23 protein-coding genes are annotated in these 18948 nt (G+C 29.0%); 6 read left to right on the forward strand and 17 right to left on the reverse strand.

Features of this window, described 5'->3' with window-relative positions:
* Positions 1 to 175: 175 nt before the first annotated feature.
* From KTF99_RS07675 to KTF99_RS07680, 3 genes are all read right to left on the reverse strand, one after another.
* The gene (locus KTF99_RS07675; protein ID WP_008791559.1) at positions 176 to 1003 is read right to left on the reverse strand and encodes a MurR/RpiR family transcriptional regulator; all 828 of its coding nucleotides are present in this window, start codon (positions 1001 to 1003) and stop codon (positions 176 to 178) included.
* Positions 1004 to 1107: 104 nt separating this feature from the next.
* Positions 1108 to 1287, reverse strand: a complete 180-nt coding sequence (locus KTF99_RS17105; protein ID WP_022007822.1) for a hypothetical protein — start codon at positions 1285 to 1287, stop codon at positions 1108 to 1110.
* Entirely contained in the window at positions 1284 to 1967 is a 684-nt protein-coding gene (locus KTF99_RS07680) for a nitroreductase family protein (RefSeq protein WP_254210109.1), read from the reverse strand. Before KTF99_RS07680 ends, KTF99_RS17105 begins: the two co-directional genes overlap by 4 nt.
* A gap of 201 nt (positions 1968 to 2168) precedes the next feature.
* On the opposite strand from KTF99_RS07680, the gene KTF99_RS07685 reads away from it, so the two are divergent.
* The gene (locus KTF99_RS07685; protein ID WP_003537566.1) at positions 2169 to 2492 is read left to right on the forward strand and encodes a winged helix-turn-helix transcriptional regulator; all 324 of its coding nucleotides are present in this window, start codon (positions 2169 to 2171) and stop codon (positions 2490 to 2492) included.
* 375 nt (positions 2493 to 2867) lie between these two features.
* Here KTF99_RS07685 and KTF99_RS07690 read toward each other — a convergent pair whose 3' ends face one another.
* The 3 genes from KTF99_RS07690 to KTF99_RS07700 all read right to left on the reverse strand — a co-directional run bounded on the left by KTF99_RS07690 (position 2868) and on the right by KTF99_RS07700 (position 3635).
* Positions 2868 to 3071 (reverse strand): hypothetical protein, encoded by a 204-nt coding sequence (locus KTF99_RS07690; protein ID WP_147322384.1) that lies wholly within the window; start codon positions 3069 to 3071, stop codon positions 2868 to 2870.
* Between the two features lie 146 nt (positions 3072 to 3217).
* Entirely contained in the window at positions 3218 to 3514 is a 297-nt protein-coding gene (locus KTF99_RS17630; protein WP_003537564.1) for an IS110 family transposase, read from the reverse strand.
* On the reverse strand, positions 3447 to 3635 hold the full coding sequence (locus KTF99_RS07700; protein WP_009009649.1) for a hypothetical protein: 189 nt from the start codon (positions 3633 to 3635) through the stop codon (positions 3447 to 3449). Before KTF99_RS07700 ends, KTF99_RS17630 begins: the two co-directional genes overlap by 68 nt.
* Before the next feature lie 184 nt (positions 3636 to 3819).
* Between KTF99_RS07700 and KTF99_RS07705 the strand changes: the two genes are divergently transcribed.
* Positions 3820 to 4221: a PAS domain-containing protein gene (locus KTF99_RS07705; RefSeq protein WP_227174176.1), complete on the forward strand. Its 402-nt coding sequence runs from the start codon at positions 3820 to 3822 to the stop codon at positions 4219 to 4221.
* Between the two features lie 160 nt (positions 4222 to 4381).
* On the opposite strand, the gene KTF99_RS07710 is transcribed toward KTF99_RS07705, so the two are convergent.
* Positions 4382 to 4540: a hypothetical protein gene (locus tag KTF99_RS07710; RefSeq protein ID WP_155854211.1), complete on the reverse strand. Its 159-nt coding sequence runs from the start codon at positions 4538 to 4540 to the stop codon at positions 4382 to 4384.
* Between the two features lie 139 nt (positions 4541 to 4679).
* Here KTF99_RS07710 and KTF99_RS07715 point away from each other — a divergent pair, with 139 nt between their 5' ends.
* On the forward strand, positions 4680 to 4817 hold the full coding sequence (locus tag KTF99_RS07715; protein WP_155854212.1) for a hypothetical protein: 138 nt from the start codon (positions 4680 to 4682) through the stop codon (positions 4815 to 4817).
* 81 nt (positions 4818 to 4898) lie between these two features.
* On the opposite strand, the gene KTF99_RS07720 is transcribed toward KTF99_RS07715, so the two are convergent.
* Entirely contained in the window at positions 4899 to 5330 is a 432-nt protein-coding gene (locus KTF99_RS07720) for a metallophosphoesterase family protein (RefSeq protein WP_009300227.1), read from the reverse strand.
* Positions 5331 to 5679: 349 nt separating this feature from the next.
* On the opposite strand from KTF99_RS07720, the gene KTF99_RS07725 reads away from it, so the two are divergent.
* Entirely contained in the window at positions 5680 to 6474 is a 795-nt protein-coding gene (locus KTF99_RS07725) for a MurR/RpiR family transcriptional regulator (RefSeq protein ID WP_003537556.1), read from the forward strand.
* 29 nt (positions 6475 to 6503) lie between these two features.
* Here the strand turns inward: KTF99_RS07725 and KTF99_RS07730 are convergent, their stop codons facing one another.
* The 7 genes from KTF99_RS07730 to KTF99_RS07760 all read right to left on the reverse strand — a co-directional run bounded on the left by KTF99_RS07730 (position 6504) and on the right by KTF99_RS07760 (position 12637).
* Entirely contained in the window at positions 6504 to 6872 is a 369-nt protein-coding gene (locus KTF99_RS07730) for a hypothetical protein (RefSeq protein ID WP_029480159.1), read from the reverse strand.
* A gap of 189 nt (positions 6873 to 7061) precedes the next feature.
* Positions 7062 to 7715 carry an MmcQ/YjbR family DNA-binding protein gene (locus KTF99_RS07735; RefSeq protein ID WP_003537552.1) on the reverse strand — a complete coding sequence of 218 codons (654 nt, stop codon included), beginning with the start codon at positions 7713 to 7715 and terminating at the stop codon, positions 7062 to 7064.
* Between the two features lie 76 nt (positions 7716 to 7791).
* On the reverse strand, positions 7792 to 8646 hold the full coding sequence (locus KTF99_RS07740; protein ID WP_008791555.1) for a 4Fe-4S binding protein: 855 nt from the start codon (positions 8644 to 8646) through the stop codon (positions 7792 to 7794).
* Positions 8627 to 10072, reverse strand: a complete 1446-nt coding sequence (locus KTF99_RS07745; protein ID WP_003537548.1) for a family 1 glycosylhydrolase — start codon at positions 10070 to 10072, stop codon at positions 8627 to 8629. Before KTF99_RS07745 ends, KTF99_RS07740 begins: the two co-directional genes overlap by 20 nt.
* 117 nt (positions 10073 to 10189) lie before the next feature.
* Positions 10190 to 11086 carry a MurR/RpiR family transcriptional regulator gene (locus KTF99_RS07750; RefSeq protein WP_008791554.1) on the reverse strand — a complete coding sequence of 299 codons (897 nt, stop codon included), beginning with the start codon at positions 11084 to 11086 and terminating at the stop codon, positions 10190 to 10192.
* 120 nt (positions 11087 to 11206) lie between these two features.
* Entirely contained in the window at positions 11207 to 12331 is a 1125-nt protein-coding gene (locus KTF99_RS07755; protein WP_003537544.1) for an aldo/keto reductase, read from the reverse strand.
* 78 nt (positions 12332 to 12409) lie between these two features.
* Positions 12410 to 12637 (reverse strand): hypothetical protein, encoded by a 228-nt coding sequence (locus KTF99_RS07760; RefSeq protein WP_009300224.1) that lies wholly within the window; start codon positions 12635 to 12637, stop codon positions 12410 to 12412.
* Between the two features lie 186 nt (positions 12638 to 12823).
* Between KTF99_RS07760 and KTF99_RS07765 the strand changes: the two genes are divergently transcribed.
* Both KTF99_RS07765 and KTF99_RS07770 read left to right on the forward strand, forming a co-directional pair.
* Positions 12824 to 13927: a methionine synthase gene (locus KTF99_RS07765; protein ID WP_008791552.1), complete on the forward strand. Its 1104-nt coding sequence runs from the start codon at positions 12824 to 12826 to the stop codon at positions 13925 to 13927.
* 113 nt (positions 13928 to 14040) lie between these two features.
* Positions 14041 to 15414 carry an MATE family efflux transporter gene (locus KTF99_RS07770; RefSeq protein WP_156635518.1) on the forward strand — a complete coding sequence of 458 codons (1374 nt, stop codon included), beginning with the start codon at positions 14041 to 14043 and terminating at the stop codon, positions 15412 to 15414.
* Positions 15415 to 15607: 193 nt separating this feature from the next.
* Here the strand turns inward: KTF99_RS07770 and KTF99_RS07775 are convergent, their stop codons facing one another.
* Both KTF99_RS07775 and KTF99_RS07780 read right to left on the reverse strand, forming a co-directional pair.
* Positions 15608 to 17296, reverse strand: coding sequence for a peptidase M3 (locus KTF99_RS07775; RefSeq protein ID WP_029480166.1), 1689 nt, complete (start codon positions 17294 to 17296; stop codon positions 15608 to 15610).
* A 325-nt stretch (positions 17297 to 17621) separates the two neighbouring features.
* Complete coding sequence (locus tag KTF99_RS07780; protein WP_029480168.1) at positions 17622 to 18893, reverse strand: hypothetical protein; 1272 nt, start codon at positions 18891 to 18893, stop codon at positions 17622 to 17624.
* Positions 18894 to 18948 lie beyond the last annotated feature (55 nt).

Here is an 18948-nt window from a genome sequence, read left to right on the forward strand (position 1 = left end):
AAAAAATCACTTGGGAATGGTTTTAGTTTTTTGTGTAACATTTTATTTCCTCCTTTTAAATATACGGTTTTATAGTAATTTAAAACTTAATTATTTTCAATCGGTTTTCCAAAGAAAGAAACAATGTGACATAATTTAAAGAAAATAAGTAAAAAATATGCAACATTGTTGCATATCACTTTAAATATATTTTTTCATATTCGTCATTAAATTGAACAATCGACTGATAATCGTCTGTAAATAACAAAGAAAATAGACAATTAATAATATATTGAGCAGAAACCTGAAAAATCATATCTCTTAATTCAACAAAAGAGCCAATATGAATCGCAGATAAAATTTCATCACAATATCTTGCAATTGGACTATCTTTTCTCCCAGTTATTGCAATAATTTTTATTTCCTTATTTTTATGTAACTCTTGAACAACTTTAAGAATCTTTTCATCTTCTCCCCTACGGCTAATCACAAAAACAACATGCTCCTTTAATTCAGTTAAAGTTAAATAAAGCTGCTGATTTGATGTTGTATAATTGTTAGCTATCTTTCTCTCTAAGAAAAATAAATGACATGCATAATCTGCAATACATGCATTTGCATCACTACTAATAAAATCAATATATGTAGTTTTCTTTAGGAGTTCTGCTATATATTCTATTTGTTGTAATGATAATTGATTTTTTGTTTTTTCAATGACATTTTTTTCTAGTTCACTAATTTTATCAACAATTGAAATACTTTTTTCTTTTTCTGTAATTTTAATATCAGCAGCTTGATATTCTTTTAAATCATGAACAAGATGAATTTTAAAATCATTATAATTTTCATATCCAATCTTTTGCACAAACCGGATAATCGTTGAAGCATTTGTATAAGTTTCTTTTGCTAATGCTCTTGCACTCATCTTAACAACATCTTCACTGTGATTTAAAATATACTGACAAATTATATTTTGCGTTTCATTAAATTGCTTACTGTCATTTAGCAGGTCTACTAAATTCATATTAATCACCCACTCATATTTTACAATAAATTTTCTAAAAACCAAACAATTATAATTCTAACTGTAGTTATTTCATTAAAAATATTTAAATTTAATAAACTATCCTAATCTTGAGTAAAAACAATTCTTTTAATTTTACCATTTGCCTCACGTTGAACGCCTCTAGCATAACGAATTTCAGGATAACCAAACCCAACCATTAAACTAATATAATGATCCTCAGGAATTTGCAATAATTTCATTACATTAGGCATATTACCTAGAACTGCCAATGGATAACTCATACATATTGCGCCCAACCATTTGCATTACATAACAATTCAAAATATGCAGCTGCCATATTAACATCCTGAACAGCACAAGGAATATTTTTTGGTGCATGAGGAATCAAAATATGCGGTGCTCCACAAAAAATAGAGTCTGGCCGAACTGATTTTTCCCATGCCATCATTTGATTATATGAAGTTTTATCAAACCCTTGTGGATATATGCCATTATTAGCTAATTTAATCATTTCATCTCTAACTAATAAGCGAAAATAGTCCATTTCTTTACAATCATCAATAATGGTAAACTCTAACTTTCGCTTATTGCCACCAGTTGGTGCATATTGAATACTCCCCATTAATTCTTTTATAATTTTTTTATCAACATCTTTATTAAGATAACGTCTACAAGCACGACGAGTACGAACCAACGCCGACATCATTTTCCCAGCATCTTGATAATCTGGTAAAGTTACACTATTTTGAGGATCTTTATTAAAAATAGAAATTGCCCCAGTTGGACATACAGCCAAACAATGATCACACTGCCAACATCCACCCCAACCAAAACAATCAATTTCTTTTATTTTTAATTCATTCTTATCATCAAAAATAAACAAATCGCCTGGACAAACCTTCAAACATTTTCCACAATGAATACATTTTCCAAGACTCCATTTAAAATTAGTAATATTCATAAATATTTTCTCCCTTTCAATAGAATTAATTTTATAATTTTTAAGCTACTATTATAATATCAAGTAATTATTGATTAAAAAAGAAGGCACTTTTTTGTTAGAAATGAGATTTATAACACAACTACCGGCTTAGCTCTATCTTGCTTAAATGACTCTAACTATTTATAATAAAATTAACTTATCTAAAGGAGAACAGGACCAATGATAAAAAAAGAAAACTTGCCAGAATGTCCAGTTGCAACAACTGTTGAACTAATTGGAAGCAAATGGAAATTATTAATTCTGAAATATCTTCTTAACAAAACAATGCGTTATAATGAATTGAAAAGAGAAATTGATGGAATATCTCAAAAAGTCTTAACCTCAACCTTAAAGTCAATGGTTGAAGATGGAATCGTGATTAGAACATCCTATCCAGAAGTCCCACCACGTGTTGAATATAGTTTAAGTGAAATTGGTGAAAGTATGCGACCAGTAATCGACGTAATGGCTGATTGGGGAAATACATATAAAAATAAAAAATAAATTTGTGATATATCAAAAATGATTCACATATGCCATTATTTCCACAAGAGTTAATATAAAATACATATATGATTTTAGTATTTAAAACTAATTGACCAATTTCAAAGATGTTAGTATCCTATTTACTTTTATTTAAATTAAAATTACTATTGTAACTTAGCCACAATAATAGTCAATAATTTTATTTAATATGTCTCTCATTTATACAATGACTATCAAAAATAATGAATATTTGTTAAAATCAAATAGTAAGAGGTGATTAACTATTGTAAATCAAACGATTTATAAAAAAATTTATATATAGATATCAAATAACGCCAAAAAGGAGTTTTTCAACTCCAAAAAAATTAATAGTGACAACTATTGATTATTATTTTAATAATTTGGAATCAAAATCCATGCCGTTTTTTCTAGGTAAAAAATGATACGGATAAGTTTTCTAGCAAACGTGAGTCTGTGCAACTCGCCAGTGTTTTCCTTCTTTGATTGATAGTCATATATAACAGGATTGTTTAATGCAAAAGTATCTACAACATTCATGATAATTTGACGAAGATGAGAAGAGCCATGTTTTGCCATGTGACCTTTAAAATTATCTTGTCCAGACTCATTTCTGAATGATTCCCGCTTCAATATCTTTTATTTTAGCATTAATATTTTTGTAGATTTCAAGCAAGGTGCTATGACTGGTTCGAAGTAGGTTTGTAGTCAACGGTCGTAAGATATCAAGGAATCAAAACAGAATCAATCTTATCAGTTTTAGTTTTCCTAAGAGTTGAGGCTTTGGAAAATTGTTTGATTAAAAAAGAATTAATCTCCATAAAGTCAAAATTGTAGGCTTTGAGGAATTGTTTAAGGCTGCTTCCATAATGACCAGTGGCTTCAAAACCTATTTTTATTTTTTGATTCTTATCCAAAAAATTTAAGAATAAGAAGCAATTGATTGAACCCATTCTAGTTATTAACGAAAGTAAAAGAATGACGAATGGCTTCACCATTATGATCATGAATGAAGCAGTCATGCTTGTATTTAGCAATATCGATACCAACTAAATAAGTTATAAAAAACCTCCATAAAATAATTCGCACTGTCAGTAAGACCACAAGTTTTTTCTTCATGTATTCACGTTGTTCATAAAGCATCGAGTGCTAATTAACTTAATCAACAATTTGAAAAAGAACTGTGGCAGGTATAACCTCTAAACAGTCAAGCTGTAGAAAAATAGGGACAAATCCACAGTGCTAATAAAATTATATCATCATTGGCTCTGGATGATATAAATGTATATAAGGGCAGAAAGGAGAATACTCAACTTAGTGACCTAAATTGAGTATACGTGATAAAATGGAAATAACAATGGAAATCTTATATAATATCTTAGATGCTTATGCTTATGAAATAGTCTTCGTTGATCGAAATCATATTGTACGCTATATGAATAAAACCGCAAAGCAAAGATACGGCTCAAGAGTTCAAGTTGGCAATAGTTTATTCAATTGTCATAATGAAAATTCAAAGAAAAGAATTGAAGAATTTCTAGAACGCGCCGATGCTGGTGAAGAAGAAATGTTTGAAGTTCTTAATGGTAAAACTGGAGAAAGAGAGTTTTTCGTTCCTGTTAAAGATGCATCAAAAAAAGTTATTGGCTATTTTGAAAGACATGAAATGTTCTGGTCAAAAGACAAACCAGAGGCTCCTATATTTGAATATTGGAAATCAAAAAATTAAATAAAAAAGACAGCAATATATCTTACTATCTTCTAAATATACATTTTGTATTCTATTAGAAAAGAAATTCATATGACTGTCTTTTTATTTGTTTTAAATGATTAACCCCCTACCATAAATTTCTAATTATTATTTTATAATGGCAAGTCTTTTTTTGAAACTATATAATACCGATTATATATAAAATAATTGCAATTAACAGCATAGCCATTAATCCGCTTTTATATCCACTACCTTCTAAAATACTTTTTGTATCATATAAAGTATTAAATGTAATATATTTCAAAAATTCTAAATTTTCTGACAACTTTATCAACATAATTACTACAAAAAATACAACGGAATACCTACCCCAAACATCAATGAGTTCTTAGAAGTATTAAATATACATGATGAACAAAAACATATACCGCTTATTCCCAGCTGATACAAAAAAGCACCTAAATTTATCAATAAAAATGTATCAATATCAAGACCAGACAGTTTCGCAGCAAGATGTTCTCAAAAAAATATTTTTGATTTCATCAAACGGAGTTTTTAATTCATTAAAACAAGAACTTGATAATTTATATGAAAACAATGATATTTTAACGTGAAAAATCTTATATTCTGCATAATAAAAAGCCTAGTTGAAATTGCTGAATGCATATTCAATCAAGACTTTTTATCAAAAACAATTATTTAGAACATTCTTTAACAAGAAATTCATAATGATCCTCATATAGATCTAAAATAATATATGTTAAGGGCAATGAGAAACGTTTTTTTCCACAACTTCCAGGGTTTAAATATAATGTTCTACCTTTTTGATAACATGCTAATTGATGTGAATGTCCATAAATATAAAAATCAACATCCTTTTTAGTGTCTAATTGATGAACCAAATAAAATGAATAACCTCCAATATTAAAATATTCTTCTTCATTCAGACTCAGCTTGTCATTATTCCCCTTTACAACAAATACCTTTGTAATTGTTTGTAGACGCTCCAATATTTTTATATCAACTATATCACCAGCATGAATAATATAATCACATTGTTTCAGTTCATTTAACACTTCTTCTTTTAATATGTCATGTGTATCAGCAATCACTCCTACTCTAATCATTATCATTTCATCCTTTCCCAAAATAGCAAACGCCTCATCTTCTATATGCTTCTTTTCAAAAATTAATATAACAAAGTTATTCTATATTTACAATCACTCATATCATGAAAAATAAAGTATCCAATATAAATACTTAAAAAATTTAATATTATCATATTTCAATCGGGAGGAATACAAATCAGCTGAATTTATTCTATGAAACCCCTTCCTTTAATGCTATAATCATAACAAACAAGAAATAATAATAGTTATTTTAAATATGAAATGATCACAAAGTACAATAATTTAATAATTAAAATAATAGACTTTATTTCCTGTTTCATAAATTTATTCTAAGGAGTAAGTAAAAATGAGTTTAATCGATAATTTAAGTAATGAGAAACTTTTTACAAAAAGTGAGATCGAAGTCATCAATTTTATTAAAGAAAATCCCAATCTAGTCTTAAATATGACAATTGGAGAATTAGCTAACCAAACATTTTCGTCAAATACAACAATTATAAGAATTTGTAAAAAACTAGGATTTAATGGCTTTAGAGATTTCAAAATAGAATACCTAAGAAATATCGAATCTTTAAAATATCTAAATAACGAAACTGATTTCACTCTACCTTTCCAAGAAAATGAACCAACCTGGCAAATTATTAACAGTATTTCAAATGTCTATAAAGATAGCATTAATCTAATTAACAGTGAATTAAATATTGCTGAATTAGAAGATATTGTAGAAGTTCTTGATACTAGTCCACGAACTTTTGTTTTTGGAATTGGTGATTCTAAAATTACAGCGATGAATTTTATAAATAAGCTAGTTAAAATTGGTAAATTTTTCATTTTGACAACTGAAAATAATGAACAGGAATCTTTTTGTAAAGGAATCACTAAGGATGATTGTTGTTTATTTATCACTTATGATAAAAATGAATCCTATAAAGCCTGTTTAAAAATTCTTTTTCAAAAACGCTGCAAGATCATTGTCATTACTTCTAACTGTGACAATCCATTAGTCAAATATAGCAATTATCATATAATTATTCCTCATAAAGAAAAAGATGAAAAAATTGCTACTTTTTATTCACAACTTGCATTTAATTATATTCTTAGTATTATCTATTCACTGATTTATAAAAGAAATAAACACTAATAACTTACATAACATAAAAACGATAGTCTTTAATCACTATCGTTATCTATGTTATTTTTTAATAAAAAATCATGTAATTCCTTATCCGTTAAATCTTTTATTTTTGTTTGATAATAACGCATTATATCTTTAGTTTTATTGCTGATATAAGCATTATAATCGATTTTTTCATTATAAATACCGTAGAATTCATATACATATGCCATCCCGCCTTGTTCACTGATACTCTTTTTAAATGTTTTAATAATATTTTTTAAATCAAGGCTAGTATCAATATAAAGAAAAACCTTTGGCCCAACGTTTTTAATTTTATAGATTGCTTTAATTCCTTCATAATTACGATTGTTTATCCACTCTAAAAGTTTTTTATATCTTGCTGCAATTAATACAATAACCATAATTTATAATTCTCCATTCCTTATTACTATTACTCTAATCTCAAATATCTTATATTTTACACTATATCAAATTAAAAAACATTATTTTTTCATATATCCAAAAAAACATCTCGGATTGAGATGTCTTTAATAAAATATCTATCATAAATACTGATGTATTTTTATTATTCACTAAATTATAAAATTATTTTACTTTTTAGTAACTAGTTGGTAACTTTCATCTAATAATTTTTCTACTTGTGTTATCTGGACAGTACGATCAAGTAAAATACTGATCCAATGCTTTTTATTCATATGATAAGCAGGAAAATAATGAATATGATCAATTAAGGCATTGATTTTTTCAGGTGTATTTTTAACATTTAAAATATCTACTTTTCCTTCTTTATCAATATTTAAACATCGATATGGGATATTTATAATCAATCCATACCATTTTTTAGTTTCTAATATTTTTAAGGTAGCTGACATTGGATCACGTGTCCACGGATAATCTGCTTCAGTTTGATATTTATCATTTACATAAGCTAATATCTTTTTTCTAATACTAATTGGTTTAAAGCATGATTTTAAGATTTCATCCGTTAAACTTGCAACTTCTTCCTTTATCAGTGCAGTATAGCCCCCAACTACATTTTTTATATAAAAAGGTAAAAATTTTTCACCGTTATTTTCAAACACATCAATGTTGAAGCAACTATTACTTATTTCAAAACGAGCATAAAATTCATTGTTTTTCAAAGTTTTTTCAACAATAAAAAGATTATCAAGACGTTTGAATCCATATTTTACTAGGGCATCTTCTTGCATATAATAATTATTAAGTACCTCATCCCTATCCATGATCTAGTCCCCCTATAATTCATCGTTACTATAACATTATAGCGTATCTAGTCATTGTTTTATAGTCAATCTTATCTTACTTATATTTCTTTAACGGGTACATCTTATTGATAATATTTTTAAACCACTCAATATTTTCTATTACTTGTAAAGATGTAATAGTACCTTGAGGTTTATCTAATAACCGCCAATGACATGGTAATGTTAGTTCTAAAAAAGTATAGCCGTTGGCTTCAAGTTGGTGTCCAATTGCCTCTTTCATATAACGCTTTACTTCAGTAATTCGTTTAATATCTGTAAAACTTCCACGAGCAACTAATGCAGCGTCTTTTGAAATACATAGTATTTCGCAAAGATCTATAGCATATTCATCAGAAGTTGGTTTTAATTTTAAATTAGAAAAATAATTAAGCATGTGAAAAATAGTAATTGGTGTATTATCAAGTTCTTTAAAATCACTGATTGCTTGTTTATGCTGCCATGGCTCTTCATCAGTATAATATACAACAACTATCTTTTCTGGATGATTATGTTTATACTCTAACGCATCTTTAAGATAATTATCACTTCCGTAAATTTCTACGTTTATTTCAAAACGGGCATCTTTTGATTTAAATATAACTAATTTATTCTCAAGTTTCATCGCTTCACAAACCTCTGCCAATAGCCGCTCAATCATCCCTTGATAACAACCTGTATGAAAAGGAATCGTCACTCCCTTTAATAACACGGGAAAAGTACTCTTTTCTTCATTTTTAAACTCAATTGCAAGATATGGGCAAACCTGTTGACAAATTTGACACCTAGTGCATTTATCAAAATCTGTGATTACACAATGACCATTAGAAATTTTTAAAATTTTTTGTGGACAATTAATCGTACAAATTCCACAACCTGTACATCTATTTTGATTATAAACTCGTTTCAACATTATCATTATCCTCCGTGTTTATTAGATTTTTACCCTTACTAGCAATTACTTGTTGATACCAGTAAAAAGATTTTTTCTTAGTTCGAGTTAATGTTCCATTACCAAAATCATCTAAATCAACATAAACAAAACCATATCGCTTTTTCATTTCACCAGTACCCGCCGAAATAATATCGATTGGTCCCCACATTGCATAACCAAAACAATTTACTAAATCAATCTCAATTGCTTCTTTCATTGCTCGAAGATGTTCTTGTAAATATGAAATTCGATAATCATCAATAATTGTGCCATCCTTTTCTATTTGATCAATCGCTCCTAATCCGTTTTCACTAATAAATAAAGGAAGTTGATAGCGATCATACAATTGATTTAAAGAATAACGTAAACCAACAGGATCGATCTGCCAACCCCACTCAGTCGTTGTTAAATATGGATTTTTCCCGCCAGAAGATAAATTTCCCTCTACCATCTCAATATCAGCTACGCCTTCAACAGCAGAAAAATAATAACTAAAACTAATATAATCAACTGTTCCTTGAAGCAAAATTTCTTCATCACCGGCTTCAATTACTAAATGACCATTACATTTTTTTAAATAAGATTTACAAGTATTTGTATAGTAACCTCGCACCTGAACATCACCAAAATAATATGTTGGTAATAGCTTTTCACGGGCAATCACTTGATCTGTGGGATTACAAGTTGCCCCATAGGTACAAGGGTATAATAACATGTTTCCAATCATAAAATTAGGATTAATTTTATGTCCTTCTATGACAGTTAAAGCACTTGCCAGCAGCTGATAATGAGCAACCTGAAACTTAACTTGATTTAAATCTTCATCTTGCTGATAGATAATTCCTGCCATATGCCATGGTCGATCAGTTAAAAAGAGTGCATTGATTTCATTAAAAGTCATCCAATATTTAACTTTATTTCGATATCGTTCCATGACCGTCTTTGCATATCTAACCGATAATTCAACTAATTTTCGATTTCTCCATCCCCCATATTTTTTTACTAATGATAACGGTAATTCAAAATGATGCAAAGTAACAATTGGTTCTATCCCATATTTGATTAATTCATCAAATATTTTATCATAAAATTCTAATCCAGCTTCATTACATTCCAAATCATCTCCATTTGGAAAAATCCGCGACCAGGCAATTGACATTCTAAAACATTTAAATCCCATCTCCGCCATTAAATCAATATCCTCTTGGTAATGATGATAAAAATCTGTAGCTATATGACTTGGATAATAAGTATCTTTATGCACATATTCATGAATTTCCCTGATTTTTCCATGTCCTGCTCCCAACTCAACATCATTAATACTAAGACCTCGACCATCTAAATTATATCCGCCTTCATATTGATTAGCAGCACTTGCGCCACCCCATAAAAAATTACTATCCATGCTTATTTCCTCCTCGACATTATAAATTTTATCAAGTTATTTTAAAAGACTAAAGAATTAAAGGAAATGTTGTATCAAGATTACGCTTTTTAATAAATTGAAATAAAAAAAGCGGAATTACGTTCCGCTTTGAGTATTATCTTCTTTCATTATCTCTAACGTAGACTCCCGTCCCACCTCTGCTTGTTTCGAGATTGCAATTCGTCGAGCTAAATTATCATCATACATTAAATTAAAATAACATGAATACAAAATATCAAGAATTAGTTTAATACTATTTTCATTAGAATATCCAGCAATTTTTGAATATAATTTTTCGCGAGTTGAAATATGAAGGACAACATCAGCATATTTTTTTAGCTCATTATCCCCTAAACTTGTTATTGCAATAATTGGCACGCTTCTTCCTTTTAAAGTCCTAGCCAAACTACATAAATTATGAATTTCTCCTGAATACGAAATAATGATTATGCAATCATTATTTTTAATTACCGCAGGTAAAAATAACTCTTCACCATTAGTGTTACAAATATTAACATTTTTTCCAATTCTAAGCATGTCTAATTTAAAAATTTGTCCCAATAATAAAGAATAAGAAATTGCCGCTAAATGAATTTGATTGGCCTTCTGCATAATTCGAAGAGCTTTTTGTAAATTATCATGCTCTAGCAAAGCTAATGTATCTGATAATGTCTCTTGTGCAAGTAATGTTACTTTACTTGCAATTTTTTGAATATTATCAGTTTTAACAAATGGGAAATTGGGATCAATATTCTTAAAATGAGTATCTAAATAATAAACTTCTTTTAAAAAATCAGCCTTAAAATCTTCATAACCATGATATCCCAATTTTTTGGCTAATCTGATAATCGTTCCCGTTGATGTATATGTTGCTACAGCTAGTTCCTTGATTGTCATATCCTTTATATTACTTCTTTTTTCCAGAAGATAATCAGCAATTAATTGTTGGCTTTGAGATAATCTTGCACGTTCTATTTTTTGTTCAATCAACATATATTTCCACCTCATCTAATTTTATTCTATTATAAGTAATGATAATAAGCAAATATTGAATATAATAAAAATAAAAGAACTAAAAAGTCAACTTAGACCTTTTAATTCTTCTATTATAGCCTATTTTTCAAAATGAGCAGCCACTTCTTGAAGTCCTTCAATAATATTTAAATGTTGTGGACAAACATTCTCACATTGACCGCATGCAATACAGTCACTTGCTTTACCAAACGTTTTTGTCAGATTTGCATAATATTCGCCTTGTGGAGTCCAGCCCTTTTCTGCTACTTCTTGTAAATCTGCATTATATAATGAAAAATATTTTGGAATATTAATATTCATTGGACAACCATCTGTACAGTACGAACATCCCGTACAAGGAATTTTTATAGTAGAATTAATAGCTGCAACTGCTTTATTAATAAGTTTGTATTCCTTGTCATTTAAAGGTTTAAAATTAGCCATATATTCAGTATTATCTAACAATTGTTCCATATTAGACATACCACTTAATACCATGACTACATTATCTAGACTAGCAACAAAACGAATCGCCCAAGATGGAATTGAACTTTGTGGAGCATAGTCCTTAAACATTTTCGTAACTTCCTCAGGTACATTTGCTAATGTTCCACCTTTAACCGGCTCCATTACAATAACTGGCTTATGATGTTTTGTCGCAACTTCATAACATTTACGAGATTGTACTCCTGCACTATCCCAATCTAAGTAATTAATCTGTAATTGAACTAGTTCAAATTCAGGGTGCTCAGTTAAAACTTTATCCAGTAACTCCGGCCCATCATGATAAGAAAAACCTATTTTCTTTACTAACCCTTGTTTTTTCTTTTCAACAATCCAATTAAAACAATCTAATTCATTATAAGTATCAATACTATGGGTATTAATATCATGCAATAAGTAATAATCAAAATATTCTACCCCTGTCTTTTTTAGCTGCTCATTGAAAATGCGATCACGATCTTCTTTTGATTTTAAAAATCCTGCATGTAATTTTGTTGTTAATGTAAAACTATCACGAGGATAGCGGTCCACTAATGCTTCTTTAGCAGCATTCTCACTTGCAAAACCACAGTACATCCAAGCTGTATCAAAGTAAGTAAATCCCCTTTCCAAAAATAGATCAACCATTTGCTTTGTTTGTTCAATATCAATCTTCGCTGGATCATTAGGATCCAATGAAGGTAAACGCATTAAACCAAATCCCAATTTCTTATTATCCATATTTTGCCCTTCCTTTCAAAACTATTATAAGCCTTAAAGCATACTTTAGCGCAAGAATTTTTTTAAAGATAATATAAATTATTTACTAATACAAAGACAGCATTTTTGCTTATTTATCATTTCAAATTTTTTTAGTGCAGCTTCTATTAAATTATATTGATAATCATAAATATTTAGCAATAAAATTGAAAAATCCTGCATAATTTCATAATTATCAAATTTTTTAAAAATAAAATAATCTGCTTCTAATTCCTTAATCAATAAATGACATTGATTAGATGGTACTATAATTGTAATTACTTTCATCTTAATACTCCTCCATAATTGTTCAAATAATACTTTATTTCAATTATAAAACTTATAGTGAACTATAAGTCAATTAGAAATATTCACTATAGCTTCATCCTATAGCCAAACAGCTTTTTTTAGTATTATAAAAGTATGCCATTTTTCTTTATAATATTTATATTAAAATAAAAGGAGAACAAAAATATGTTGAAGATAAAATATGATATTGTTGGTTCTTTTTTAAGACCTGAAAAAATCAAAGAAGCACGAGCAAAATATTTTAATCAAGAGATTGATCTAAAAACACTTAGAAAAATTGAAGATGATGAAATTGCTAAACTTGTCGATAAACAAGTTGCTCATGGACTAAAAATTGTCACTGATGGCGAGTTTAGAAGAAGATGGTGGCATTTGGACTGGTTAAAAGAATTTAATGGCTTTACAACTCAACATCTTGATAAAACGAGAAATGGTGTAACAAATCACATTGAATTAGGAATGATCAACGGTAAAATAACCTATGATAAAGATAAATATCATCCAGAAATCGAGGCTTGGGACTACTTATTCAACCTAGTAACAAAATATCCTGGAATTGAGGCCAAAAAATGTATCTCTGGACCAAATATGATCTTAGTTGATCATTTTCTTCAATTAGGTTTAAAAGAGGTACCATATTATAATGGTGATATTGATGCTCTTATCGATGATATTGGAAAAGCATTTCAAATTGCAATTAAAGATTTATATGATCATGGTTGTCGTTATTTACAAATTGATGATACATCATGGACCTATATGATTGATGATAATTTCCTTTTAAAAGTAAGCTCACTTGGATACAAAAAAGAAGATATTTTAGAATGGTTTAGAAAAGTATCTACAAAAGCATTAGAAAATAAACCTATTGACATGACCATTGCTAACCATTTTTGTAAAGGAAATTTTAAAGGCTATCCTCTTTTTTCTGGTTTATATGATACTGTTGCCCCTATCATTTGTCAAATCCCATATGATGGCTTCTTTGTAGAATATGATGATGAGCGTTCAGGTTCATTTACACCATGGGCACGATTAAAAAATACTAATGTTACTTTTGTAGCTGGCTTAATTTCAACTAAAAATCCTAAACTAGAAACATATGATGAAATAAAAACACGTTATTTTGAAGCAAAAAGAATTATTGGTAAAAATATTGCATTATCACCTCAATGTGGCTTCGCCTCTGTTGAAGAGGGAAACTGTATTGATGAAAAAACTCAATGGGCAAAAATAGACCTTTTAGTTTCATGTCAGGATTTTTTATAAATCTTATTAGAGAAACAATTAGTTTCTCTTTTTTATTTTCTTCATTATATAAAAAAAACAATTGACTTAGAGTCAAGTCGAGGTTGTATTATATGAAAAACGGAGGAATATATATGTTTAAATTTATTGAACCAAAAATACAATTAGATAAAAAACGGCAAATCTTTACAAATAAGCATCTACGAGCTCTAATCATCCCCTTGATCATTGAACAATTATTGATCTTATTAGTTGGGATAGCTGATACTCTAATGGTTAGTTATGCTGGTGAAGCAGCCGTATCTGGTGTCTCACTAGTCAACCAGTTGAATACGGTCTTCATTCTTGTCTTTACTGCATTAGCATCTGGTGGTGCCGTTGTTGCCAGCCAATATATCGGTAATAAAAACAAGGAAAATGGAGTGTTAGCAGCTAGTCAATTAGTTATGATAACAACAATAATTTCAGTTATTTTATTAGTATTATCGGTTATTTTTCGAGAACAATTACTAACATTATTGTTTGGAAAAGTCGCTCCAGATGTAATGGATGCCTGCTTAAAATATTTAGTTATTTCTGCTTTTTCTTTTCCTGCTTTAGCAATCTATAACAGTTGTGCCGGATTGTTTAGAAGTATGTCTAAAACAAATGTTATCATGTATGTATCAATCATCATGAATATTATTAATATTATTGGTAATGCTATTGGAATTTTTATTCTTCATGCAGGTGTTGCAGGAGTCGCATACCCTTCACTAATTTCTCGAGTCGTTGCGGCTTTAATTTTATTAATTATATCTTTTAATCAGAAAAATATTATTTATATTCGCATTAAGGATATTTTTAAATGGAATGCTCAAATGATTAAGCGTATCCTAAATATTGCTATTCCCAACGGCATTGAAAATGGCTTATTTCAATTATCTAAAGTTGCTTTAAGTAGTATTGTCGCAATGTTTGGAACTAGCCAGATTGCTGCAAACGGGGTTGCACAAAGCTTTTGGTCAATGGCCGCTCTTTTTTGTATTGCAATGGGACCAGCTTTTATCACTGTTATCGGTCAATGTATGGGAGCCGGTGATAAAGAAGCGGCGGACTATTATATGAAAAAATTATTAAGAATCACTTATATTGGCGGGATCATTTGGAATATTGTATTTTTCCTATTTACCCCTATCATTCTTAAATTGTATAGTTTATCGAACGAAACGATTAAACTAATTATTATTTTATGTTTTATTCATAACCTATTTAATGCCTTATTATGCCCTATAGCCTCATCATTATCAAATGGCCTTAGAGCAGCTGGTGACGTAAAATACACGATGTATACTTCAATTTTTTCAACTGTTGTGTGTCGTGTCATCTTATCATTTATTTTTGGGGTTTGGATGAACCTTGGTGTAATTGGAATTGCATTAGCAATGGTTGGCGATTGGGCTATTAAATCTGCTCTTATCTTAGTACGTTATTTACAAGGGCAATGGAAAAGTTTTAAAGTCATCTAATTATCTTGACTATTTATTTTTAAACAAACTGATTATTTTTCATTTTTATCTGTGCTATAATTAAACAGAGGAGTCTAGTTATAATGAAAAAAATAATAAAACCTATTCAACCAATAAAACCAAGCCCACCAACAAAAAACAAACCAAAAAATTCTTCAATTAAAAAGCCATCTAAATAAATGGCTTTTTATTATTATAAAAATTCTCTTTTTATTTCAGAAGAAATATTTTTAATTACTTTAGATGTAAAAGGATTACTGAAACCTGAGTCTTTTAATGCATCTAAGTAATCAACATTGAGAGTGTTTTGAGTCATATTGCGATATGCATTTAATGCATCTTCACGATTTTTTGTACCTACTAACCATAATTCTAATGATGAAACTGCACTCGTAGCATAACTAATATAATAAAACGGCGTTTCAAAATGATGATGAATATCGACCCATTCATACTCTAAAGGATAACCCATATATTTTTGATAAATTTGACCATGTAAAGTATTCATTTCTTCTAATGAAATATCTGGATTTTCAAAAACTTTTCGTTGAAATTCATCTTCTATGCATCCTTGTAAGATGCTATTTAACATATCATTAATAACCTTTATCTCCATTAGTTTTGCATCACTACCGTATATTTCATCATAATATTCAAACATCAACAGCTCAAATGCTTGTGAATGAATCTCGGCAATATCGAGATTATTACCATCATTCCAAGATGTTCCTCCCATCAAATAAAAATTGTAATAATGCCCAAATTCATGAAATAAAGTTGAAGGATCTTTGTAGTCTGAAGTATTAATAAATAAAAATGGCTCATTCCCAATAATTGTCGTATACCCAGCATGGAGCATATTTGAATCGTCATCAATTTGGTAAAGGTGATGTTTTTGCATATAATCATAAGCATCTTGCATTGCTTTAGGAAATTCCTGTTTTAATGCTGTTTTTAAATATGAAAAACCAGATTCGACTGTAATTTCACTAGTATCCAATTTTTGTAATTTTTCTTGATATTTTGTATCCATCTTTGCTGCTAGTGGTGCCACATACTCTAAAACTGCTTCCTCAAATTTTTCTGCATCTTCTTTACTAAAATCTCGACCTAACAAATCATAAGCATAATCCGTATAATTTTCATATCCTAATTTTTTCGCAATTTCAACTCTAATACTGACTAATTTTTTATAAATCGTTCCTAACTCTTTATTTTTTTGTTCATAAATATCATAATACCCGTCAATATCTTCTTGTTTATTAAAATCTAAGTCATCAATTGTTTTACTCTGCCCATTGATCATCGTAGTATATTCTTTAGCAGCAGTTTTACTGTATTCATTAATCAGCGCTGTTTCTTGTTCACTTAGTTCCTCAATTTCTGGAGAATTGAGTTTCTTATTCTTCTCATAACGTTCGATAAAATCTTCTCCCATCTTTTTAACAAACGCATCTTTATATGAAGTTGTCAAAATAGCTTCGGTTAATTCGTTCATACGATTATCTAGTTTCACAAAAGCACTAGTAAGAAATTGGCATTCTTCTTCATAATAAGAGTCTGACAAATCAATATTATTTTTTATAGATGCTAATGACTCCATTTGATCAACCTCTTTTAAATCATTTAATATTTCATCATATCCTTTTAAAATTTCTTCTTGATTTCCTTCTAGCACTACCTTCGCTAATAAATCATTTATTTTTTGATTTATTGCATCAATATCTGGTCTCTCATAGCTCATATCTTCAAAATTTAAATCAGAATGTTCAGGAACAACCTCAGCTTGTGGTTGCGGAATATTATAACCATCTGTAGTACATCCAGTTAACCCCAACATAAAAACCAATAAACATGTCAATAATCTATACTTCTTTTTCATCTTTATCCTCCTTATCTATCTTTAATAATTTTTTAGTTATATACAATAAAATATAAAGTATTACCCTAATTTTTAACAAAATATTCTTTTGTAAACATTACTAATAAATCTTTTCATATAATAAAAAAACGTAAAATGCGATAGTTATAATAAACGATTCAACGAATAAACTTAAAGTAATAATCAATAAATATGTCTTTATCAGAGTAACAAAAAAATTAATCTACTAAAAAAATAAATGTATCTAATTAAATATAGACAACAACCCTTTTATTTGAATTAATGCATCCATTTTTAGAGATACTATCTTTTTTACCTTTACAGATTATTTTAACTGTTGTGCCATCCATTGCCAAACTCTAATTCCACAACGATCAAATACTGCCTCATTATTAAAGAAGTAAATCCATGACCAATGACCACTATATCGTAATGGCTCTCCATCTTTATCATTAAAACGCCCAGAAGTATCAATAACATGCTTTGAAACAAAAGTATGAACGTTGCTGGCCCCAGCCCCTAACAAGCGCCTAATCGTTGGCAATTCATGGGTTTCAGGGGCTACGACATCATCATCTCTGGAATAAATAAAGAATATTGGCAATTTTTTTAATTGTTTAATTTCTTCATCAGATATTTTTTCATTTAAAAAAGCTTCACAAATTGGCACATAGGCATTATATTCTTTACCATACTTAAGTGCCATCAACATTGTCATATAGCCACCATTTGAACATCCTGTGATAATAACTTTCTCACTTTTAGTTTCTTTTCGATAAAAATTAATCAATTCATGTAAAGAATCACAATAATATGAAGTCCCATCTGCTTCCGTAAATTTAGTTGCTAAACTATCACCAGTTTTATCCATCCAAAAAGTTGGACACTGAGGTACCAGAATATTAGCCCCACCAATCGTATTTTGGAACTCTTGACCCGCTAATGAACTAACCTTGTTAGCTAATACAGTAATATAAGGATCAGTATTAATTGTTCCTCCCTCACCTAGCCCATGTAACCAAACAACCAAAGTATCACTTGCTTGCACAGGATTATAAGCAGCATATTTATAACTCACTCCATCACAAGATTCATATAACGCTTCTTCAAACAGATCTGCACTAGTAATCTTATCTTTCATTTTTTTAGCAATATTTATTTGTTTAACTTTTTGACCTAATGAGGTCATTTCATGTCCATCAGCTATCATGATGTCCAATTCATATAAATCATTATATGTATTATATTGTGTCTGCATTGAAAACAATAATGGATTTCCTTCTGCTGGACTGATTTTCATTTCTATCATAATAAAATTAGATGGTTCACTAGTTATTTGACCACTATAGTCTACTAAATAAACATTTGTTACAGTTCTATAAATAATACTTTCAATAATCGGATATAGCGTATCACAATAATCTGTAGTCAACTTCTTCTCTTTAACCACAAAACTCAGATTATTAACCTGATCAATTTTATGATCGAGACTTAGCAATATTTTATTGACACCGCATCCCCAGTCATCGCCTTTAATAAAAGCTGTATAACTTCCAGATACAATCAAATCTTTTAAATTATTATTTTTACTTTCCATACATTTTCTCCCTTTAATAACTCCTTTATTATAACATATTTAAGTTATTCATTTA

Source organism: Erysipelatoclostridium sp. MSK.7.34, from assembly GCF_019041935.1.
Lineage (GTDB): Bacteria > Bacillota_I > Bacilli_A > Erysipelotrichales > Coprobacillaceae > Thomasclavelia > Thomasclavelia ramosa.

What these genes read in the sequence shown, in the direction of transcription:
- KTF99_RS17630 (WP_003537564.1), bottom strand. Translation starts at nt 3,514, where the DNA reads ATGACTGCTTCATTCATGATCATAATGGTGAAGCCATTCGTCATTCTT.
- KTF99_RS07730 (WP_029480159.1), bottom strand. Translation starts at nt 6,872, where the DNA reads ATGGTTATTGTATTAATTGCAGCAAGATATAAAAAACTTTTAGAGTGG.
- KTF99_RS17105 (WP_022007822.1), bottom strand. Translation starts at nt 1,287, where the DNA reads ATGAGTTATCCATTGGCAGTTCTAGGTAATATGCCTAATGTAATGAAA.
- KTF99_RS07780 (WP_029480168.1), bottom strand. Translation starts at nt 18,893, where the DNA reads ATGGAAAGTAAAAATAATAATTTAAAAGATTTGATTGTATCTGGAAGT.
- KTF99_RS07675 (WP_008791559.1), bottom strand. Translation starts at nt 1,003, where the DNA reads ATGAATTTAGTAGACCTGCTAAATGACAGTAAGCAATTTAATGAAACG.
- KTF99_RS07750 (WP_008791554.1), bottom strand. Translation starts at nt 11,086, where the DNA reads ATGTTGATTGAACAAAAAATAGAACGTGCAAGATTATCTCAAAGCCAA.
- KTF99_RS07765 (WP_008791552.1), top strand. Translation starts at nt 12,824, where the DNA reads ATGTTGAAGATAAAATATGATATTGTTGGTTCTTTTTTAAGACCTGAA.
- KTF99_RS07720 (WP_009300227.1), bottom strand. Translation starts at nt 5,330, where the DNA reads ATGATTAGAGTAGGAGTGATTGCTGATACACATGACATATTAAAAGAA.
- KTF99_RS07690 (WP_147322384.1), bottom strand. Translation starts at nt 3,071, where the DNA reads ATGGCAAAACATGGCTCTTCTCATCTTCGTCAAATTATCATGAATGTT.
- KTF99_RS07685 (WP_003537566.1), top strand. Translation starts at nt 2,169, where the DNA reads ATGATAAAAAAAGAAAACTTGCCAGAATGTCCAGTTGCAACAACTGTT.
- KTF99_RS07760 (WP_009300224.1), bottom strand. Translation starts at nt 12,637, where the DNA reads ATGAAAGTAATTACAATTATAGTACCATCTAATCAATGTCATTTATTG.
- KTF99_RS07700 (WP_009009649.1), bottom strand. Translation starts at nt 3,635, where the DNA reads ATGCTTTATGAACAACGTGAATACATGAAGAAAAAACTTGTGGTCTTA.
- KTF99_RS07745 (WP_003537548.1), bottom strand. Translation starts at nt 10,072, where the DNA reads ATGGATAGTAATTTTTTATGGGGTGGCGCAAGTGCTGCTAATCAATAT.
- KTF99_RS07710 (WP_155854211.1), bottom strand. Translation starts at nt 4,540, where the DNA reads ATGTTGATAAAGTTGTCAGAAAATTTAGAATTTTTGAAATATATTACA.
- KTF99_RS07740 (WP_008791555.1), bottom strand. Translation starts at nt 8,646, where the DNA reads ATGTTGAAACGAGTTTATAATCAAAATAGATGTACAGGTTGTGGAATT.
- KTF99_RS07755 (WP_003537544.1), bottom strand. Translation starts at nt 12,331, where the DNA reads ATGGATAATAAGAAATTGGGATTTGGTTTAATGCGTTTACCTTCATTG.
- KTF99_RS07770 (WP_156635518.1), top strand. Translation starts at nt 14,041, where the DNA reads ATGTTTAAATTTATTGAACCAAAAATACAATTAGATAAAAAACGGCAA.
- KTF99_RS07725 (WP_003537556.1), top strand. Translation starts at nt 5,680, where the DNA reads ATGAGTTTAATCGATAATTTAAGTAATGAGAAACTTTTTACAAAAAGT.
- KTF99_RS07735 (WP_003537552.1), bottom strand. Translation starts at nt 7,715, where the DNA reads ATGGATAGGGATGAGGTACTTAATAATTATTATATGCAAGAAGATGCC.
- KTF99_RS07680 (WP_254210109.1), bottom strand. Translation starts at nt 1,967, where the DNA reads ATGAATATTACTAATTTTAAATGGAGTCTTGGAAAATGTATTCATTGT.
- KTF99_RS07775 (WP_029480166.1), bottom strand. Translation starts at nt 17,296, where the DNA reads ATGAAAAAGAAGTATAGATTATTGACATGTTTATTGGTTTTTATGTTG.
- KTF99_RS07715 (WP_155854212.1), top strand. Translation starts at nt 4,680, where the DNA reads ATGTATCAATATCAAGACCAGACAGTTTCGCAGCAAGATGTTCTCAAA.